Annotated in this window: 15 protein-coding genes; 5 read left to right on the plus strand and 10 right to left on the minus strand. The window is 63.0% G+C overall.

The annotated features are described in order from the left end of the window. Nucleotides 1–151 precede the first annotated feature (151 nt). The 4 genes from B0G57_RS17785 to B0G57_RS31130 all read right to left on the minus strand — a co-directional run bounded on the left by B0G57_RS17785 (nucleotide 152) and on the right by B0G57_RS31130 (nucleotide 4,126). Nucleotides 152–2,260, minus strand: coding sequence for a phosphocholine-specific phospholipase C (locus B0G57_RS17785; protein ID WP_018444311.1), 2,109 nt, complete (start codon nucleotides 2,258–2,260; stop codon nucleotides 152–154). A gap of 155 nt (nucleotides 2,261–2,415) precedes the next feature. After that, nucleotides 2,416–2,742 (minus strand): hypothetical protein, encoded by a 327-nt coding sequence (locus tag B0G57_RS17790; protein WP_018444312.1) that lies wholly within the window; start codon nucleotides 2,740–2,742, stop codon nucleotides 2,416–2,418. A 279-nt stretch (nucleotides 2,743–3,021) separates the two neighbouring features. Beyond that, a complete protein-coding gene (gene galU / locus B0G57_RS17795; RefSeq protein WP_026230351.1) occupies nucleotides 3,022–3,903 on the minus strand; it encodes a UTP--glucose-1-phosphate uridylyltransferase GalU in 882 nt (293 codons plus the stop codon). Nucleotides 3,904–3,964: 61 nt separating this feature from the next. Continuing rightward, nucleotides 3,965–4,126: a hypothetical protein gene (locus tag B0G57_RS31130; protein WP_018444314.1), complete on the minus strand. Its 162-nt coding sequence runs from the start codon at nucleotides 4,124–4,126 to the stop codon at nucleotides 3,965–3,967. Nucleotides 4,127–4,378: 252 nt separating this feature from the next. Here B0G57_RS31130 and B0G57_RS17800 point away from each other — a divergent pair, with 252 nt between their 5' ends. Beyond that, the gene (locus tag B0G57_RS17800; protein ID WP_018444315.1) at nucleotides 4,379–5,584 is read left to right on the plus strand and encodes an acyltransferase family protein; all 1,206 of its coding nucleotides are present in this window, start codon (nucleotides 4,379–4,381) and stop codon (nucleotides 5,582–5,584) included. An 8-nt stretch (nucleotides 5,585–5,592) separates the two neighbouring features. Here the strand turns inward: B0G57_RS17800 and B0G57_RS17805 are convergent, their stop codons facing one another. Genes B0G57_RS17805 through B0G57_RS17815 form a run of 3 tightly spaced genes read right to left on the minus strand, consistent with a single transcriptional unit; the run spans nucleotide 5,593 to nucleotide 11,691 of the window. After that, nucleotides 5,593–8,046 (minus strand): glycosyltransferase family 4 protein, encoded by a 2,454-nt coding sequence (locus B0G57_RS17805; protein ID WP_018444316.1) that lies wholly within the window; start codon nucleotides 8,044–8,046, stop codon nucleotides 5,593–5,595. After that, the gene (locus B0G57_RS17810) at nucleotides 8,043–9,509 is read right to left on the minus strand and encodes a flippase (protein ID WP_026230353.1); all 1,467 of its coding nucleotides are present in this window, start codon (nucleotides 9,507–9,509) and stop codon (nucleotides 8,043–8,045) included. The genes B0G57_RS17805 and B0G57_RS17810 overlap by 4 nt, the downstream gene beginning before the upstream one ends. After that, a complete protein-coding gene (locus B0G57_RS17815; RefSeq protein WP_399278027.1) occupies nucleotides 9,502–11,691 on the minus strand; it encodes a hypothetical protein in 2,190 nt (729 codons plus the stop codon). Before B0G57_RS17815 ends, B0G57_RS17810 begins: the two co-directional genes overlap by 8 nt. A gap of 321 nt (nucleotides 11,692–12,012) precedes the next feature. Here B0G57_RS17815 and B0G57_RS17820 point away from each other — a divergent pair, with 321 nt between their 5' ends. Both B0G57_RS17820 and gmd read left to right on the plus strand, forming a co-directional pair. Beyond that, entirely contained in the window at nucleotides 12,013–13,077 is a 1,065-nt protein-coding gene (locus tag B0G57_RS17820) for an acyltransferase family protein (protein ID WP_399278030.1), read from the plus strand. Nucleotides 13,078–13,120: 43 nt separating this feature from the next. Continuing rightward, nucleotides 13,121–14,161, plus strand: a complete 1,041-nt coding sequence (gmd, locus tag B0G57_RS17825) for a GDP-mannose 4,6-dehydratase (protein WP_018444320.1) — start codon at nucleotides 13,121–13,123, stop codon at nucleotides 14,159–14,161. Between the two features lie 102 nt (nucleotides 14,162–14,263). On the opposite strand, the gene B0G57_RS17830 is transcribed toward gmd, so the two are convergent. From B0G57_RS17830 to B0G57_RS17840, 3 genes are all read right to left on the minus strand, one after another. After that, nucleotides 14,264–15,229, minus strand: coding sequence for a nucleoside hydrolase (locus B0G57_RS17830; protein ID WP_018444321.1), 966 nt, complete (start codon nucleotides 15,227–15,229; stop codon nucleotides 14,264–14,266). Between the two features lie 57 nt (nucleotides 15,230–15,286). Next, nucleotides 15,287–15,577 carry an H-NS histone family protein gene (locus B0G57_RS17835; protein WP_018444322.1) on the minus strand — a complete coding sequence of 97 codons (291 nt, stop codon included), beginning with the start codon at nucleotides 15,575–15,577 and terminating at the stop codon, nucleotides 15,287–15,289. A 68-nt stretch (nucleotides 15,578–15,645) separates the two neighbouring features. Next, nucleotides 15,646–15,921, minus strand: a complete 276-nt coding sequence (locus B0G57_RS17840) for a hypothetical protein (protein ID WP_018444323.1) — start codon at nucleotides 15,919–15,921, stop codon at nucleotides 15,646–15,648. 508 nt (nucleotides 15,922–16,429) lie between these two features. Between B0G57_RS17840 and B0G57_RS17845 the strand changes: the two genes are divergently transcribed. Next, nucleotides 16,430–16,999, plus strand: coding sequence for a TetR/AcrR family transcriptional regulator (locus tag B0G57_RS17845; protein WP_018444325.1), 570 nt, complete (start codon nucleotides 16,430–16,432; stop codon nucleotides 16,997–16,999). A gap of 314 nt (nucleotides 17,000–17,313) precedes the next feature. Beyond that, complete coding sequence (locus B0G57_RS17850) at nucleotides 17,314–17,559, plus strand: hypothetical protein (RefSeq protein WP_026230355.1); 246 nt, start codon at nucleotides 17,314–17,316, stop codon at nucleotides 17,557–17,559. Nucleotides 17,560–17,619 lie beyond the last annotated feature (60 nt).

The raw sequence follows: 17,619 nt of genomic DNA on the forward strand, positions 1-17,619 counted from the left end.
CGGCCGAAAAACGTTGCGTCCGTCAGACTATCGGCACTCGTGGCGCCCCTTCGAACAGGCAGAAGCGGGTACGTCGGAAGCAAAAGCCGTGGGGTACAGGGTTCGCCCTCATAGGGCGAGCCCTGTGCTTCGACGATGAACTACCCGGCGATCACGACGCGCCCAACGCCGGATCGCTCATGCTGCTGTGGCCGGTTTCGACGTGGCCGGCCAGCGTTCTGGCGAACGATGCATCGGTATCGACCGTCACCGTCAGGTCGTACCAGCCATGGAATGCGCGCAAATCGAGGTACAGGTCCACGCTTTTTCCACCCGCCACCTGGCGCGTGACGCTGCCGCCGTCGTAAGCGTTGGCGATCTTGAACGTGCAAGCCGACGTGCCGGCGTTCTTCAGATGCAGTTCGATGTTGCCGTTCGCGACGTCATAGGACTCCGTCACTTCGGGCACGGCCGTATCCGCGTGCCACGCATGCAGCATCGCCGCTTTGCCCGCAAAACCGCGGGCAAAGCCGTTCGGTCCATGCACGACGTATCGGTAGCTGCCATCCGCGCCGAGCGGCAAATCGTCGGTAAGCCGCTTTTTCGCCTCGACGGTGTACGAGCGCGGCGCATTAACGGATGCGGGTTGATAAGCGAGCAACGCGGCGCCCGCCTCACCCGTATTGACGAATTCGAGGCGCAGCGTGTTGTTCCCCGCGTCTGCGTGCGAGCGCACGAAAAGCTCATAGGGCAGCGCGCGCGCCGGACGCACGCCCGGCTCCTGGCTCGGCATCGACTGAGCGGGAGGAGGCACCGGCACGTAGTCGGGGTGCCGCTGCTGATCGGGCGGCACATAGCTCGTCGTCGCCGGCAGCACCGGGAATGCGGCGTTCGGATTCGCGAAGTCGAATGCGCGGGTCAGATCGCCGCAGACGGCGCGGCGCCATGGCGTAATGTTGGCCTCGCGCAGGTTGCCCTGGCGACCGAAGCGCTTTTCGATGAAACGGATAATCGACGTATGGTCGAACGTCTCCGAGCAAACCCAGCCGCCCTTCGACCACGGGGAAACGACGATCATCGGCACGCGTGGGCCGAGTCCGTAGGGTCCCGCCGGATAAGTGCCGTTACCCGCGAAATACTCGTTCGTCGTGTCGACCGTCGAGCGCCCCGACGTCGTCGACCAGGCCGCGAACGGGGGCGCCACATGGTCGAAGAAGCCGTCGTTCTCGTCGTAAGTGATGAGAAGCGCCGTTTTGCTCCATACGGCCGGGTTCGACGTGAGAACTTGCAGGACCTGGTCCACGTACCATGCGCCGTAGTTCGCCGGCCAGTTCGGATGCTCGGAGTACGCCTCCGGTGCGACGATCCACGAAACCTGCGGCAACGTCCCGTTCTGCACATCGGCCTTCAGCATGTCGAAATAGCCGCCGCTCACGGCCACGTTCGTGCCGGTGCGCGCTCTGTCATAGAGCGGATTGCCGGGCTGCGCGCCGCGGTACTGGTCGAAGTAGAGCAGCGAGTTGTCGCCGTAGTTGCCGATATAGGCGTCCTGCGTCCAGCCCCACGAACCGTTCGCGTCGAGCCCGGTGCCGATGTCCTGGTAGACCTTCCACGAGATGCCGGCTGCCTGCAGCACTTCGGGATACGTCGACCATGAATAGCCCGCTTCGGCATTGTCGATGACGGGCCCTCCCCCGTTGCCGTCGTTGCCGACCCAGCCTGTCCACATGTAGTAGCGGTTTGGATCGGTCGGCGTCATGCCCGAGCAGTGGTAGGCGTCGCAGATCGTGAACGCATCGGCGAGCTGGTAGTGGAACGGAATGTCCTGCCGCGTGAGGTAGGCCATCGTCGTCGTGCCTTTCGCCGGCACCCACTGATCGTAGCGACCGCCGTTCCACGCGGCATGCGTCGTCGTCCAGTCATGGGGCAGATCCTGCAGGAACTGCAGGCCGAGGTCCGGCGCACTCGGGTGAAACGGCAGGACGTAGCCCGCGTCGGCGGCGAGCGGCTGATACCAGACGGGCTTGCCGTTCGGCAGCGTGATTGCGCGGCGATCGCCGTATCCGCGCACGCCGCGCAGCGTACCGAAGTAGTGGTCGAACGAGCGATTCTCCTGCATCAGGATGACGATGTGCTCGATATCTTCGATGCTGCGCGTCGCATCGTTGGCGGGAAGCGCGAGCGCGTTACGAATGCCGGCGGGCACGATGCCCATCGCGGTGGCCGCGCCGGCCGCTTGGGCGGCAGCGCGCAGGAAGTCACGGCGGCTTGTCGAAGTCATATTCGGTTCGTCTTGGGCGAAAGTGGAACGAGACGGCCTCGTGCGAACGAAGCGCGTCGGCGAGTACTGCCAGACTACAAACGCTGAAAAACGAGGACAACGAGAAATCTCGACGGTATTGCTCGAAACGGCATTTACAGTGCCGTCGATCGAACTCAATCGGCGGAATGCATGACAGGCGGCAGCAATGGGTTCGAAGCGGGCGTCTGTCCCGGGCCGGGAGGCGTACCGAAGCCCTGAGCGAGCGAGCCGCTCGCCGCGTGGCCAGCATCTTGTAGCAGGCCGGCGCGCGCGCCGGGCAACATAGGCGTGGATTCGGACGCTTGCGTCGTCGTTTGCGCTTCCTCACTGCCGCCGCGATTGCCGCAAGCCGTCAATGCGATGGCGGCATACACCGGGAACACACGCCACCCCCTCACAAACGCGCCGAGCCACAAACGTTTGCCCAAACGCGCGCCTTCGCGCCACTTGTTCGTCGACACCGTTCCTCCATGACCGAGCTCGATGCCGGACACGCATCAGCAAGCCAATGTCTGGCCAACAGCCGGATGGCGGTCAGCATAGGAACGAATCGTGTCGGACTGATGAAGATCTTACGGAGTCGGAATCAATCGTAACTTCTTGTAACGCGCTCAATTGGAAGAGCGATTCCGAAGCAGGGACACGCGCGGCGGCCCGCTAGCCGCACGAACGCGTGGAAGAACGTAAGGGAGGCGAAGGCGCGTGCCTGGGCGACACGCGCGGCCGACGAAGGCGAACGATCAGACAGTGAGATGCGCCACGTAGTCGCGCAGGTAGGCATCGAACGAGTCGCCGATCTCGGGGTGGCGCAGCGCGAACTCGACGGTCGCCTTGAGATAACCAAGCTTGCTGCCGCAATCGTAGCGCGTGCCGTAGTACCGATAAGCCAGCACTTGCTCCTCCGTCAGCAGCGAATGCAAGGCGTCCGTCAGCTGAAGCTCGCCGAGCGTACCAGGCTCGAGCTTGCGCAAGTGCGCGAAGATGCTCGGCATGAGCACATAGCGGCCGACTACGCCGAGGTTCGACGGTGCATCGTCCGGCGCCGGCTTCTCGACGATGCCCGACAGCTTGAAGATGTCCTCCTCCCATTCGCGACCTTCCACCACGCCGTACGAACGCGTGTCCTCACGCGCGATCGCTTCGACGCCGACGATCGAGCTGTGATAATGGTTGAAGACGTCGATCATCTGCTTCATGACGGGCCGCTCGCAGTAGAGCAAGTCATCCGCGAGAATCACGGCGAACGGGTGGTCCGCCACGAGCTTTTCGGCGCACAACACCGCGTGCCCCAAGCCGCGCGCGGTCGGCTGACGCACGTAGAAGCAATCCACATGGCTCGGCTTGATGTTGCGCACCAGGTCGAGCAGCTTTTCCTTGCCGCGCGCTTCGAGCTCCGCCTCGATCTCGTACGATGTGTCGAAATGATCCTCGATCGCGCGCTTGCTGCGGCCCGTCACGAAAATGAGCTCCGTGATTCCAGCCTCGATTGCCTCCTCCACCGCATATTGGATGAGCGGCTTGTCGACGATTGGCAGCATCTCCTTGGGGCTCGCCTTCGTAGCGGGCAAGAACCGCGTACCCAAGCCAGCCACCGGGAATACCGCTTTGGTGACTTTCAACATCATCAACCCCTCTCTGTCAGTTCTTTATGTGAAGCGTGATTAAGCTATTCGAAAGAAAAAGCTAGAAGCGCTCGACTGCCTCCTCGCTGCCGCGTGCGTCCCGGTGCTTGTCTCGAACCGCCGAGAAGCGCGCCGCTTCATCGCGCTCGACGGCCTCCCGGTAGGCCGATACGGCAACGAGAATCAGCAGCACGGCGCCCCCCGCTATCCAATGCAAGTCCATGAGACGCTCCCTTCGCGACCTGTCGTACGTGCAAGCTAACATCAAAAAAACCGAACAATAATCCGCCGCCGGGCGGCCGATGTTTTTTACCGGATGACAGAAAGCGTTGCCCCTATCCGTATCGACAGGCCTGTACGGGCACTAGCCGTTTTAGTCGTTTTTTTTCACTCTACGATGCGATTTGAATGCGGGACCTGTGTTTGCAGGTGCCGCCGCGATCAATCGACCATTCCATCCCCGAGAGGCTCGCGCATGAACGAATCGCCCGCCCTCCCCGTCGACGGCGCCGCGCCGGCCGCCCCCGCGGCCGGCTTGCTCGGCGTATCGCCGTCAGCCGTTGCCTCCAAGGAAGCTTTCATCGACGCAATGCGCGGCGTCGCTGCGCTGCTCGTCGCCTACTTTCACTGCAGGCAGGTTGCGTGGATCGGCATGCACCGATTTCATGAGCTGGCGGGATTCTCGCTCGACCCGAGCGTCGTAATCGGTTACCTGACGCTGCCCATCGCCTACGGCTCGGCCGGCGTATCGATCTTCTTCGTCGTCAGCGGCTATTGCATTCATCGCAATGCGGCACTGCGGCTCGCGGCGGACCCGTCCTACCGGCTCGACGCCGGTATCTTCTGGGCACGCCGTTTCACCCGCATCTATCCCGTCCTGATCGCGGCATTGCTGTTGACGCTCGCGCTCGACTCGATCAGTCGCGGCTTCCCGCCCGTCAGTCACAAGATTCTCGATAACGGTCCGCACGCGTTTCTCGTCAATCTTTTCTCGTTGCAGGGCGTATTCGGACATACCTACGGCTCGAACGGCGCGCTCTGGACACTCGCCATCGAAGTTCAGTTCTACGCCGTCTACCCTCTTCTTTTCGCCGCGCGCCGACGGTTCGGGATGCCTATCGTCCTCAGCTGCATTGCGGTCCTGAACATCATTTCCGGTTGGCTGCTCGAACCGAAGTTCATCTCCTTTTTCACCTCGTACTGGTTCTCGTGGGCGATCGGCGCCTATCTCGCCGAAATTCGCGCCCAGCCGGGAGCCTTGGCGCTCAGCGCGCGCGGCGTCCTCGTTTGGCGCAGCGCCGCGATGGCGGGCGCCGTGCTGGGCTGCGCGGCGTTCAATGTCAGTCAATACGTCGCGTTCCAGTTCTGGGCTATCGGTTTCGCATGCGTCCTCCGCACGGCCCTGAGACCGGACGACAGGCGCGCTTCGTCAAGCATCGTCATGCAGTCGTTCTCTCGCCTGGGCGCATTCAGCTACTCGCTGTATGCCATCCACCTACCCATCTTCGTTTGCCTGCAGGCCGTCTTCTTCCGCTCGGCGTTACAGGCTTCGATTTGGCCGTCGATCGCTTTCATGCCCGTCGCCGTCGTTGCCGCTTATCTGTTCTATCAATGCGTGGAGTTGCCCGCCATCCGCTGGTCAGCCAGCATCAAACGGCGAGCTCCGAGCGGCACCGATTGAGCCGCCGCTCACGGCTTCTCGCGCGCCGCCGTCCGACCTAGAATGCGCCGTACGTCGTCGGCGTACGCCTGATCGCCGAACCGGCGCCGCGCGGCTTCGTAGCCGTTTTCGATCAGCCTTGCACGAAGGCCTTCGTCCGTGCGTAACCGAGCGAGCGCTTCGGCCAGCGCGGTCGCATCATCGGGTTCGCAAAGCAGACCGTTCGTTCCATCTTCGACAATCTCGGTCACGCCGCCGGCCCGCATGCCGACGACGGGCCGCTTTGCCAGCATGCCTTCGACGATGACGCGACCGAACGGCTCGGGCGCGATGGACGTATGCGCGATGATGTCGACGGCGCGCATGCAAGCCGGTATGTCTTCGCGAAAGCCGAGGAAATGGACACGCGATGCCATGCCGTGCGTTTGCGCGAACGCCTTCAACGAGGCCTCGTAATCGTGCTCGCCGAAGAGCGGCGCGCCAACGAGCGCAACATGCATGTCGGGATCGCGCAGCGCCGCTTCGAGCAGCACATGCTGCCCCTTCCAGTGCGCGAGGCGGCTGAACGAGCCGACGATGAACGCATCGAGCGGCAATCCGAGGCGCTCCCGCAACACGTCCCTCGGCACCTTGTCGTAACGGCGAAACGGCGTCTCCGATATGCCGTTGAAGACGACATCGACGCGCTCCTTTCGCGCGCCCGTCAAGTCGATGAACGCCTTCGCGGACGCGGCCGAATTCGCGATCACGTGATCGAGCCCGAACTTGCCGCACCATTTGATCGCCATCCGCTGCAAACGCCCGAAGTGCTCGGCGCTGACGATATCGCGCAGATGCCAGACGACGGGCCGCCGCGCGATGGCGCCTGCGAGCGCGCTCACCACCATCGCCCGCTGCGTGTTGGCGTAGATCACGTCGAAATGCCGCGCCCGTCGTGCTGTCTCGCGCACGAGCAGCCCGATGCCGCGCAACGTCGCTATCCTCGGCAGGCCGCCGCCCTTCGTAATTCCGCGCAGCCGCGGCGCCTCGAGCACGTCGACGCCGACGCCGGCCTGCTCGAGCGCAAGGCGAAATGGCCCGTCGTCGAACAGAACGACTTCCACGCTATCGCTCATATGGCGGCCGAGTTCGAGCAGCGACAGCTCCGCCCCGCCGAGTACGCCGCTCTGGTCGACCGCAAGCACTTTGATCGGCGCGGGCACGCGGGCAACCGCGCGATTTGCGACATGAGGCGCGACGGCAGGCGCCGTCTCGACGCGACCGTTGCTCCTGAGAGCGGAGGTCCCCGGACGCACCTCGTCCAAGTATGCGAGGAACCGTTCGTGGAAACGAGCGACCGAGAAGCGCTCGGCATTCGCGCGACAATCGCGTGCTGAAAACCGCTGCCCCCCTCGCTCGAATTCGCCGACAGCGGCGACGATGGCCGCGGCGCTCTGCTCTTCGAAAAAGAGCCCCGTAGGCGACGATTGTGACAAGCCTCGCACCGTTTCGAGCGCGCCTCCCTTTCCGTACGCGATCACGGGCGTTCCGCATGCCTGTGCTTCGACCGGGGCGATGCCGAAATCCTCTTCCGCCGCGAAGACGAACGCCTTGGCCCTGCGCATGTACTCGTGGAGCACGGAGAACGGCTGGTAGCCCATGACTTCGACGTTGGCCGCCGCCTTCGCGCGCACGGCATGCATCTGCGGCCCATCGCCGATCACGACGAGCTTCTTCTCCGGCATGCGCGCGAACGCCTCGACGATCAGCTCGACCTTCTTGTACGGAACAAGTCGCGAAGCGGTCAGATAGAAATCCTCCTTGTGCTCGCCGAGCGAAAATGCATCTACGTCCACCGGCGGAAACACGACACGCGCCTCGCGCTGATAAACCTTCTTGATCCGACGCGCGATGAATTCCGAATTCGCGACGAAGTGGTCAACCGAGTTGACGGTGCGAATATCCCAATTGCGAATGTAATGAAGCACGACGCGGGCGAGCGCCGAGCGCAGTCCTCGCGTAAGGTGCGATTGCTCGAGGTACTGATGCTGGAGATCCCACGCATAGCGAATCGGCGAATGAACGTAGCTGACGTGCAGTTGGTCCGGGCCCGTCAACACCCCTTTCGCCACGGCGTGGCTGCTCGATATCACGAGATCGTATCCGCTCACGTCGAGTTGCTCGATCGCGAGCGGCATCAGCGGCAGGTAGGCGCGATAGCGTGTGCGCGCGAACGGCAGATGCTGAATGAACGAAGTCGTCGCACGCTTGCCGCGCAGGAACGTCCGATCCTCGAGAAAATCGACGAGACTGAACAGATCGGCCTCGGGAAAGCAGGCGATGATCTGCTCCAGTACGCGCTCAGCGCCCGCGTAAGTCACGAGCCAGTCGTGAACGATGGCCACGCGCGGCGTTCGCGCTGCCGTCGCGGGAGCGGTCCGCCACGATATCGGGGTGGAAACGAGCGAAGCGGCCTCGCTCGTGATCAGCGCTTCATCGCTCATGCGCTTCTCCTTGGATCGAGGCGCAGCAACACGTTGCGGACGATGCCGCGCAGGGCGGGCGAAGTCGTCATCGACCACGAGACGTTCGCGCAGGCCAGGCCCGTGGCCAATACCGCGAGCGCGGCGAGATTCGTGACGGCGTGGGCGCAACAAGCGCTGACACCGAGAAACGCCAGATGGCCGAGCATATCGAGCACGATCGGGCGAGCACGTATCGACGACAAATGAAGCAGCACGCCGTAATCGACGAGCGAGCGCATCACGACGACGACGGCGGCGCCCGTCAGGCCGAAGTGCGTGATGCCGAGCATCAGGACGCCCGCGAAAAACGGCAGCTCGACGATGCCGATCCATGCCGCGCGCGCCGGATCGACTTGCGACTGGATCAAAAGCCGCGTGACGCCCGCCTGCCCGACGAGCCACACGCTCACGATCAGGATGCGCCCCACGTTCACCGAGGCCGATGCGAGCTCGTTACCGATCCACAGGTCGAGAAACGGCCCGAGCGCGAGCATGGCGACGATCATGATCGGCGTGAAGACGCCGTTGAGGAATTCGAGCGCCTGCCGTACGAGCGCATCCGCGTGATCGCGCTCGATCGCCGACAAGCGCGGAAACAGCGTGCGCACGAGCGCATTCGGCAGCATATTGAGCCGCGTCACGAGGTTTTGCGGCACCGTGTAGTAGGTCACGAAGCGCGCGCCGAGCCCCGCGCCGAGCAACACGCGATCGAGCGTATCGCCGATCATGATCGCCATGCTCGCCACGAGCATCCAACCGCCGAAGCGAAACAAGTCCTTGGCCACGCGCAAGCGCGGCATGAGGATGCGATCGATGCCGAGCACGCGCATACCGGCGCGTGCGAGCAGCACCGCTCCGATCGCGCGCGCGAGCACGGCGGCCGCGAGCACGCTCGGCAACGTCGGCGCGATGAGCCATGCGGCGCCGAGCGGCAACAGCTGAAAGAGAAACGTCCCGAGCGTCTGGTTCGCGTTGTAGACGCCGAAGCGCTCGGCCCCGTTGATGGCGCCCGCGCAGACCCATGAGACGTTGGCGATCGGAATGGCGAGAGCAAGCCAGGGAAGCGCGTGATAAACCTCTTCACGCAGCAGCGGAGCGGTATGCGTGAAGTAGGCCGTGTAGACGAACCCGCCCACGTAGATCAGCGCTCCGCCCGCGACACCCGTCACGAGATTGAGCCAAAACGCGCTCCAGAAAACGAGCGCGCTCTGCTCACCATCGTTTGCCGCGCGCGCCTTCGAGATGTGGTTCTGGGCAGCCATGCTCATGCCGAGGTCGAGCACGCCGAAATAGCCGATGAACGTCCAGACGAGGCTCACCACACCGTACCGCTCGACGCCGAGCAGCCGGATATAGCTCGGCACCGTGACCAGCGATACGAACGTCGGCAGGATCAGCCCGAAGAAGTTGATCGCGACGTTTCTGAGCATCCCCTTATCCATCGGTGCTCACCCGCGATGGCGTCCAGCGGTACATCATGACCTTGCCGCGCGCATCCTCCTCGACGAACACGAGGTATTCGCCGTTCTCGCGCCGATGCGCCGTTATCGCATTGGCGACGTCGATGTGGCCCGAGGTATTGCCGACCTCCGCGCCCGGGTTGATGACGCCGACCTCGGCGCCGGTGTTTTTGTCGAATACGTGCACCGCCCCGATGAATTCGACGGCGAAGAGATAATCGCCTTCGACGGTCACGCTGACGAGTGTGCGCCGCGGGTTCCCCGCCGGCTGCCAGAGCAGATTCGTCGCATACCGCAACGTCGGCTTCGCGCTCGACCAGTGGTCGTAGCGCGCGAGCACACGGCCGATTTCCTTCGGCACATCCTTGCTCTCCGGCATCGCATCCGCGGTGTAGCCGGTGACGAACAGCGTATCGCCGCCGGCGTCGTAGATCGCACGCTTGACGTACCTGAATGGCGCGGGAATCGGAAACGTCGCCATCTTCGCGTACGAGTAGACCGGATTTCCCGACGAGTCGATACCGCCGAAGCGCAAGCGGTGAATCGCCGTATCGTTGGCACGCCAGATATCGCCCTTTGTGTCGACCCACCAGCCCCAGCCGCCCGCGAGCTTTTCGTCGCTCGTGTTTCGTTCGAACTCCTCAGGATTGAATTGCCCATCGCCCTTCTCGTTGCGCCAGATCCACTCACCGCCCGGCGGGGCGTTGGGCACGGACCGGACACCTGAGGCCCGCCCGGCGATGAAACCCGACGGAATGGCGGTCTCGCCGTCATGCGGCGGATCGAAGCGATAAATCTTCAAGTGATCGGCGTACATATCGGTCAGATAGAGGAACGTACGGCCGTTCACACGCCGCGCGAGAGGCGTGCCCGGCCATTGATCCATATGGAAAACCGTATCCTCGGGATACTTGAACCGGTTAGAGAGGAATCCTGCGTATTTCCATTCGTGGCCAGGCGGCTGAGAGAAATCGAGGACGAAGCGCTTGTTGCCGGTGAAGACACTGTCGCGCCGGCCTGGATCGGCGCATGCCCCATCGACGAACAAGAGCCCGTCCACCTCCCATCGCAGCCGGCCGTCGGGCGAATAGCTCTGCAGCGATGCGCCGAGCCCGGCCCCGATGGTGCCGGGATGCGGACCGACGCCGTTCATGGAGACATAGATGTTCCCTGCGGCGTCGACGCCGACACCGGTCAGTCCGTTGAATCGCAACGGTCCGGGCCGCCCTGATTCGCTCGGCGCGCCGCCCCAGATTCCGTTGCGTTGTCCGAACGTGCCGCTCAGTTCATATCGACCCGGCTTCGTGGCCGTAAAAACGAGGATCTGCTGACGCCAGCCGTTGTCCGCGATCAGCAAACGCCCGTTCTTGTCGACGGTGACGTCGACGGCTCGCGTGTCCTCCGGCAATGCCACGACGTCGGGCAACTTCTTGCCGTCGGCGCCATAGTGAGCGAGATTCGCGGACGTCCCGGTCAAGGTATCGGTCAATACCCATAGCGTGCCGTCGGGTGCCAACGACATCCGCCCGGGCTCGTGCACGGGCCACGTCGCGACTTTCTTCATCGACTCGGCGTCGAACACATCGATCTCGTCGCGCTTTGCAGTGGCCGCATAGAGCATCGAATCGGTCGCAGCGAGTCCATCGATCCGTTCGCCGGTTCCAACGGCCACGTCGTTGACGGGCAGAAAAGCCGATGCGAGCACCGCGTGCGGGTCCGCGCCTGACACCTGGCGAAATGGCTGGACTCGCGTAACGTCGCCGATCGCGCGGCGCGTGATGCCGAACCATTGCCTCCCTTTCGGCGGCCAGACGCCTTCGGCCGCGAGCTTGCCATTCTCGTTGCCCCGTGCGACGGCAATGAACGCATAGCGGTTATTGATCGCCACGGCGTTGCCTCCCGCGTTGCCCCAACCGTGCGTGCCGCCCGCGAATTGAAGCCGCCGGCCGTCCTGATAGACGCTCGCTTCGGCACCGCTCTCGTCCCATGGCGAATCCGTGAACACCCGGCCATCGGGCGAGACGGCGATCGATGTGATGTCGATCTGCGTCCATTCACCGTGGCCGAAGCCCGAGGTATTGCCGATCCACGATGTAGTCACGGCGAGCTGCCTGCCGGGCGCGCGAACGAGAGGCCGCGGCGAGTCGTGAGCCTGAGCCCCCATGCATTCAGCGAGCAGCGCGACGCACATGAGAACGCAGCGGATCGCCCGCCGAGTCGACATACCCATCCATTCCCCCTCTGCGTCTATGAACGCCTTATCTGTCGTCGTTCAGCCGCCTTCAGAGTACGGAGAAACTATTGCCCGTAAAGGCCAAATTTTTCTAAAAAAAATACCGTTCCCCTGCTCGGCATCCGAAATGGATCGCGCACGCGCCCGATGCGCTTTATGGGTTTTTCATCAATTTCTTTTTTCTAGAATGGGTCGATCCGAACGCACTGCCCGGCACGCCTCGCCGGCCAAGGAAACGAGCCTATGTCCCGACTGACCGAGTCGAGCCATCCCGAGATCGAAACCGCCCGCGAGACTGGACGCATCGTTCAGCTCGACGGCGTTCGTGCCGTCGCCGTATTGGCCGTATTTCTCACGCACGCGCTCGGCGTTTCGCTCTGGATGGGCGTCGACTTGTTTTTCGTCTTGAGCGGCTTTCTGATCACCGGCATTCTGCTCGAGCGCAAAAAGCGCAAGCAGTCCTATTTCAGTTATTTTTACGCACGCCGCGCGCGCCGCATCCTGCCGCCGTACGTCATGCTGCTCGTGCTGTCGTCGCTACTCTTCGGCGTCGGATGGCTCAGTCACTGGTGGTGGTACGCGTTTTTCGCGACGAACATCGGCTACGCATTCGGCGAATCGGGGAATCCCGGCTTTGGCGTCCTATGGTCGCTCGCGATCGAGGAGCAGTTCTATCTGATTTGGCCGGTCATCGTCTCGTTCGTATCCGAGCGCAAGCTCGCCGCTGTCGCGGGAGCGGGCATCGTGATCGCTCCGGTGCTGCGCGCGGCCGCAACACCGTTTTTCGATTCCTTTTGGCCGGTTTATTACCTGACGCCCTTTCGCATGGATCTGCTATGCGCGGGCGCGCTGCTCGCGATCTTGTTGCGGCGCCGGCCCCACTTGCCCGAACGCCTGGCGATCGTAGCGTGGGCGACGCTCGTCGGCACGCTGGCCGTTCTCGCCTGGCTTCACGCACATTTCGCGACGATCCGCGACGCTAACGAGCCGTTCTGGAATGCAACGCTCTATACGCTGACGCTTCTCCTGTCCGCGGCGGTCGTTCTGCTCGCGCTGCGCAAGCGAGGAATCGTCGCGCGCGTGCTGTCGAACCCCGTTCTCGTCTACATCGGCACGATCAGCTACGCGATTTATCTCGCGCACGTGAGCTTCATCGCGCTTGCCTGGCGCATGGACCTGGGACGCTACGAAAGCGCGCTGGCGGCCGGCGTGGCCACGCTCGCCTATGCGACCGCGAGCTGGTTTTTGATCGAAAAGCGCCTGGTCCGTGGGCAGGCGCACCGATCCCCTATGCCTGTCGCGTTCGCCCGCGACTGAACTGAATGTCCATTTCCTCGAACGACTTGAAAGGGAAAACATCATGAACGCGACCAACCCTGCGCACAAGGCAATCATCACCGGCATCACCGGGCAAGACGGCGCCTATCTCGCCCAATTCCTGCTCGAGCGCGGTTATCAAGTCGTCGGCACGTATCGGCGTACAAGCTCCGTCAATTTCTGGCGCATGGCCGAGCTCGGTATCGATCGCCATCCCAACCTGACGCTCGTCGAGCATGATCTGACCGATTTCGGCTCCACGGTGCGCCTCATCGAATCAGCACGGCCCCAGGAGCTCTATAACCTCGCCGCGCAAAGCTTCGTCGGAATGTCGTTCGACCAACCGGTGACGACGGCGGAAGTCACCGGCGTCGGCGCGCTGAACCTGCTCGAAGCAATTCGGATCGTCGATCGCGGCATTCGCTACTATCAGGCATCCACGTCGGAAATGTTCGGCAAGGTGCAAGCGATCCCGCAAACGGAAAGCACGCCTTTTTATCCACGCAGCCCGTACGGCGCCGCCAAGCTCTTTGCTCATTGGACGACGATCAACTATCGGGAGTCGTACGGCATCTTCGCCGCTTGCGGCATTCTGTTCAATCACGAATCGCCATTGCGCGGTCTCGAATTCGTGACGCGCAAGATCACCGACGCTGTCGCGCGCATCAAGCTCGGCAAGCTCGACAGGCTCGAGCTCGGCAACCTCGACGCCAAGCGCGACTGGGGCTATGCGCGCGAGTATGTCGAAGGCATGTGGCGCATGTTGCAGGCGGATGAGCCCGACACTTACGTGCTCGCGACGCAGCGCACGGAAACCGTGCGTGACTTCGTCAGCATGGCGTTCGAGGCGGCCGGCCATCGAATCGAATGGGCCGGCAAAGGTGAACGCGAGCGTGGAGTCGATATGAAGACGGGCGACCTGCTCGTCGAAGTCAACCCGCGCTTCTATCGCCCGGCCGAAGTCGATTTGCTGATCGGCTGCGCCGACAAAGCCCGCGACAAGCTAGGCTGGCGGCCGCACACCACGCTCGAAGGCCTCTGCCAGATGATGGTCGAGGCGGACCTCGCACGGGTCGCGGCCTAGCGCGGTCCGCTCAATCGCCGTACATGTCGATGCGTCCGTCGAGGTAGCAACGGCCCGCACACTGCGCAATGACCGCAATGCATACGGGCGTTGCCCCGCAGCTCACTGCGCGCCGCACAGCGCGCGCTCGTAGAGCGCAAGCACCCCGTCGGCATCAACGCCGACGCAGACATTGCAGGAAGGGCGGGCATCCCACGCGGGCGCCGCGCACGGCATCCCTTCGGGTTTCTGGATCGTCTGACCCGCGGCGATGCCCTCGGTCAGCACGCGCACCGGTCCCTTGCGTACCGTGAATAGCTGAGGAGCAAGCAGATACGCGACCGCCGACGCATCGTGGACGTAAATACCCTCGATATTCTCGGTATCCCGATGAAATGCTTCGTAATGCCGGGAAACGTCCCAGACGAAGCGCCCGGCAACGCCGCCGCGATCGCGAATCGACGCGAGGTACGACGTCGACATGACGACTCGATGCGTCACGTCGAGACCGACGATGGTGAGCGGCCACGCCGCGCCGAACACGAGATCGGCCGCGTGAGGGTCGCCGAACATGTTCGCCTCCGCGGCCGGCGTGACGTTGCCATTCACACCGCCGATGCCGAATGCGCCGCCCATGACGATCACTTGCTTGACGAGCGGGACGATCGACGGATCCTCGGCAAGCGCGAGCGCGAGATTGGTGAGCGGCCCCACCGCGACGATCGTCACCTCGGATGGATGCGCACGCACGCTGTCGATGATGAACCGCGACGCGGCGCGCGCATCGGGCGATACGGTGCCGTCCTCGCTCGGGCCGATATTGCCGAGCCCGTCGTCACCGTGAATCGCAGCGAGTGGCGTCGGCGCCTCGCCCTCGAGCGGAGCGCCCGCCCCTCTCGCCACCGGCACAGCGGGCGCAAAACGCCCGGCCAGATAGCAGGCATTGCGCGTAGTCGTATCGATGGTCGCGTTACCGAATACGCTCGTGACGCCGATCAGTTCGATCTCGGGATGCAGCGTCTCGAGAACGAACGCCATCGCGTCGTCGACGCCGGGATCCGTATCGTAGATGACTTTATGCAAGGTCATTGCGCCGGCTCGTCAAACGATATGCTCGGGCGCCCAGTTCGTCGTTACCGCGCATTTTCAATCCTTGATCAGGAATTTCTCCGGGCGCTTGCCTAGCCACATCGGCCTGCGCCCGCGGCCGCTCCAGGTCTGCCCTGTCTGCGGGTTACGGTATTTCGGCTCCGATGTCGCCGATTTTGTCCTGCGCGAGCGCCTGTCCGAGAAGCCGAGCTCCTCGGCCGTAATTCCATATTCCGCGATCTGCTCCTTGATCTGGGCAATGGCCGTGGCCATCTCCTTTTCGCGTGCAGCCGCCATCTGCGCCTGCACTTTCGCCAGTTGCTCCGTCAGTTGCCTGTATGTCGCCATAAAGCATTGCCTCCTAAGTGATTGCAAAAAGATATGTGTATGACCGGTGGCGCAAGCAAAAGTGCGGCCTAACGCGGCTTGCAGGCAAAAACCAGGCTGCGCGTGCCCTTATCCGTCGATTCCCTGATGATGTCGATGCCGCCTCCGCAGATACCGCGCGCATTGTCGGTGCACGCGGTCAGCGGGCCCTGCGCGGGACATTGGACGAGCGTCGTGGGGCGGCCGTCGCTCGTGAAGAGCGGCGCGCTTGCGCCGCAGCCGGCGAGAGCCGAGCAGAGCGCGGCGGCGAAAACGGCGCGCGAGGCCGCGCCATCTCGAACAACGGAGCGAAGCGTGCGTGTCATCGAATGAACCCTTCATTCTTTTTTCGAATGGCCGGAGTATGCCACGCTGCCGTCATCTTGTTACGGGGGAGCCGGCATTTCGAGCCTGAAGCCGCCAAGTCCGCCCATGCCCGTGCCCGTCGCGGCGAGCGGGAGCCGCACGGGCGCAATGCCGATAATTGACGCGTTCTAGCGGATGACGTCGAATCCGCGAAGAATCATCTTGCAACATCCATTTCGCTCGCACCAGAACTCGATCGCCATGCGGCGCACGCGTTCGGCACGCAATAAATAAACCGACCACTTGCTCGAATAATAAAAGGAAGGGCTTGATTTCGGGACGCTCTTCGATTTGAATAGCAGTGGTTCCGCTCGTCGCCGCACATTGAGAGAGTGCGCGGCGACCGATTGGTATCGCCTGCCGGCGGAAAGCTTTTCCGAAAATTCCGCTTTCCTCGCAGAAAACGTCTCGGCAGACGGACTTCGGCGCGAGAACGCATAACTTTGACATTATCAAGCGGGCCTAAAAATGAGCGAAAAAAAGAAAGCGCTGATCGACACCGCCACTCGATTATTTTCGAGGTTCGGCTTTCATGCGGTCGGAATCGATCGCATCATCGCCGAGTCGCGCGTGGCGAAGATGACGATGTATAAACACTTTCCGTCGAAAAGCAAGCTCGTCGTCGAGGTGCTCAACGAGCAAGGTGCCGCGCTCGCAGCGGGAATCGCCGCGGCGGCCGCGCCGCATTCGGATGCGCTCGACAAGCTCCACGCCGTTTTTCTCTGGCACGACGCCTGGTTCCGCTCGGAATCGTTTACCGGCAGCATCTTCATTCATGCGGCGGCCGAATTCCACGCCGAGGAGAATGAGATCCTCGCCGCTTCGGCTGCGCAACGTCGAGCATTCTCACATGTGCTCGAGCGCATACTCGGCGAACGCTTCGATCACGAGGCCGCCGTTCGGCTCGCTCGTCGCTGTGCGCTGCTGCTCGATGGCGCCACGCTCGCGCGGCAGTTGAGCGGACGAGTGGACGCGGCCCGCGATGCCTGGGACATGGCGCAAACGCTGATCGAGAACGAGCGTTTGCATTTGGCCTGAGCAGGCCGAACCGCCGGGCTCGAGCCGTTTCTATCCGCCTCACGCCGTGCCTCAGGTGAGTGATCGGGGGGCTTAGTCGCGCACCGTTGTGTCAGGTTCGACACTTGTTCGCGCACTTTAAAAAGCCACTGAAGCGTTGGCGGTTCGCGTTAAACTCATCGACAGGAAACGGGCGAAGGCCGGCCGCACCGCCGCAGCGACGGGACGTGTGTGCTCGCGCGCACTGATAGCGCTCGCGCGCACTGAGAGCCGCCGTGTGCGCTGACATGCTAGGCCCGTAAAATGGCTTCATTGACGACACGAGGAAACGTTCGATGCGCACCACCCGTTCTTCCGGGGCGATGACCCTGCTCACTGAAATCGAGGAAGCGAGCGGACGCGAAGTACGCTCGTTACGGCTCGAAGCGTCAGAAGACGGCAAAAGCATTCTTCTGATCGAAATCGACGAGCGCAAGCCCGGCATCCATCGAGAGGTACGCTACGAAATTACGGCGGCCGAACTGATCGCCGCCATCCGCGCGCATGGCGCGGAGCTCTCGGGCGAGCAGCATGCGCGCTGATGGGCAAAGCCCAGGCGCGATTCGCGCTCGTTAGTCGCGTCAGTTTCCAGCACGCCGGCG

Origin of the sequence: Trinickia symbiotica (genome assembly GCF_002934455.1) — a bacterium.
Taxonomy (GTDB): domain Bacteria; phylum Pseudomonadota; class Gammaproteobacteria; order Burkholderiales; family Burkholderiaceae; genus Trinickia; species Trinickia symbiotica.

Excerpts from the sequence above, each read along its gene's own strand:
- B0G57_RS17785 (WP_018444311.1), bottom strand. The coding sequence starts at position 2,260 with ATGACTTCGACAAGCCGCCGTGACTTCCTGCGCGCTGCCGCCCAAGCG.
- galU (WP_026230351.1), bottom strand. The coding sequence starts at position 3,903 with ATGTTGAAAGTCACCAAAGCGGTATTCCCGGTGGCTGGCTTGGGTACG.
- B0G57_RS31130 (WP_018444314.1), bottom strand. The coding sequence starts at position 4,126 with ATGGACTTGCATTGGATAGCGGGGGGCGCCGTGCTGCTGATTCTCGTT.
- B0G57_RS17800 (WP_018444315.1), top strand. The coding sequence starts at position 4,379 with ATGAACGAATCGCCCGCCCTCCCCGTCGACGGCGCCGCGCCGGCCGCC.
- B0G57_RS17805 (WP_018444316.1), bottom strand. The coding sequence starts at position 8,046 with ATGAGCGATGAAGCGCTGATCACGAGCGAGGCCGCTTCGCTCGTTTCC.
- B0G57_RS17810 (WP_026230353.1), bottom strand. The coding sequence starts at position 9,509 with ATGGATAAGGGGATGCTCAGAAACGTCGCGATCAACTTCTTCGGGCTG.
- B0G57_RS17815 (WP_399278027.1), bottom strand. The coding sequence starts at position 11,691 with ATGGGGGCTCAGGCTCACGACTCGCCGCGGCCTCTCGTTCGCGCGCCC.
- gmd (WP_018444320.1), top strand. The coding sequence starts at position 13,121 with ATGAACGCGACCAACCCTGCGCACAAGGCAATCATCACCGGCATCACC.
- B0G57_RS17830 (WP_018444321.1), bottom strand. The coding sequence starts at position 15,229 with ATGACCTTGCATAAAGTCATCTACGATACGGATCCCGGCGTCGACGAC.
- B0G57_RS17835 (WP_018444322.1), bottom strand. The coding sequence starts at position 15,577 with ATGGCGACATACAGGCAACTGACGGAGCAACTGGCGAAAGTGCAGGCG.
- B0G57_RS17840 (WP_018444323.1), bottom strand. The coding sequence starts at position 15,921 with ATGACACGCACGCTTCGCTCCGTTGTTCGAGATGGCGCGGCCTCGCGC.
- B0G57_RS17845 (WP_018444325.1), top strand. The coding sequence starts at position 16,430 with ATGAGCGAAAAAAAGAAAGCGCTGATCGACACCGCCACTCGATTATTT.
- B0G57_RS17850 (WP_026230355.1), top strand. The coding sequence starts at position 17,314 with ATGCGCACCACCCGTTCTTCCGGGGCGATGACCCTGCTCACTGAAATC.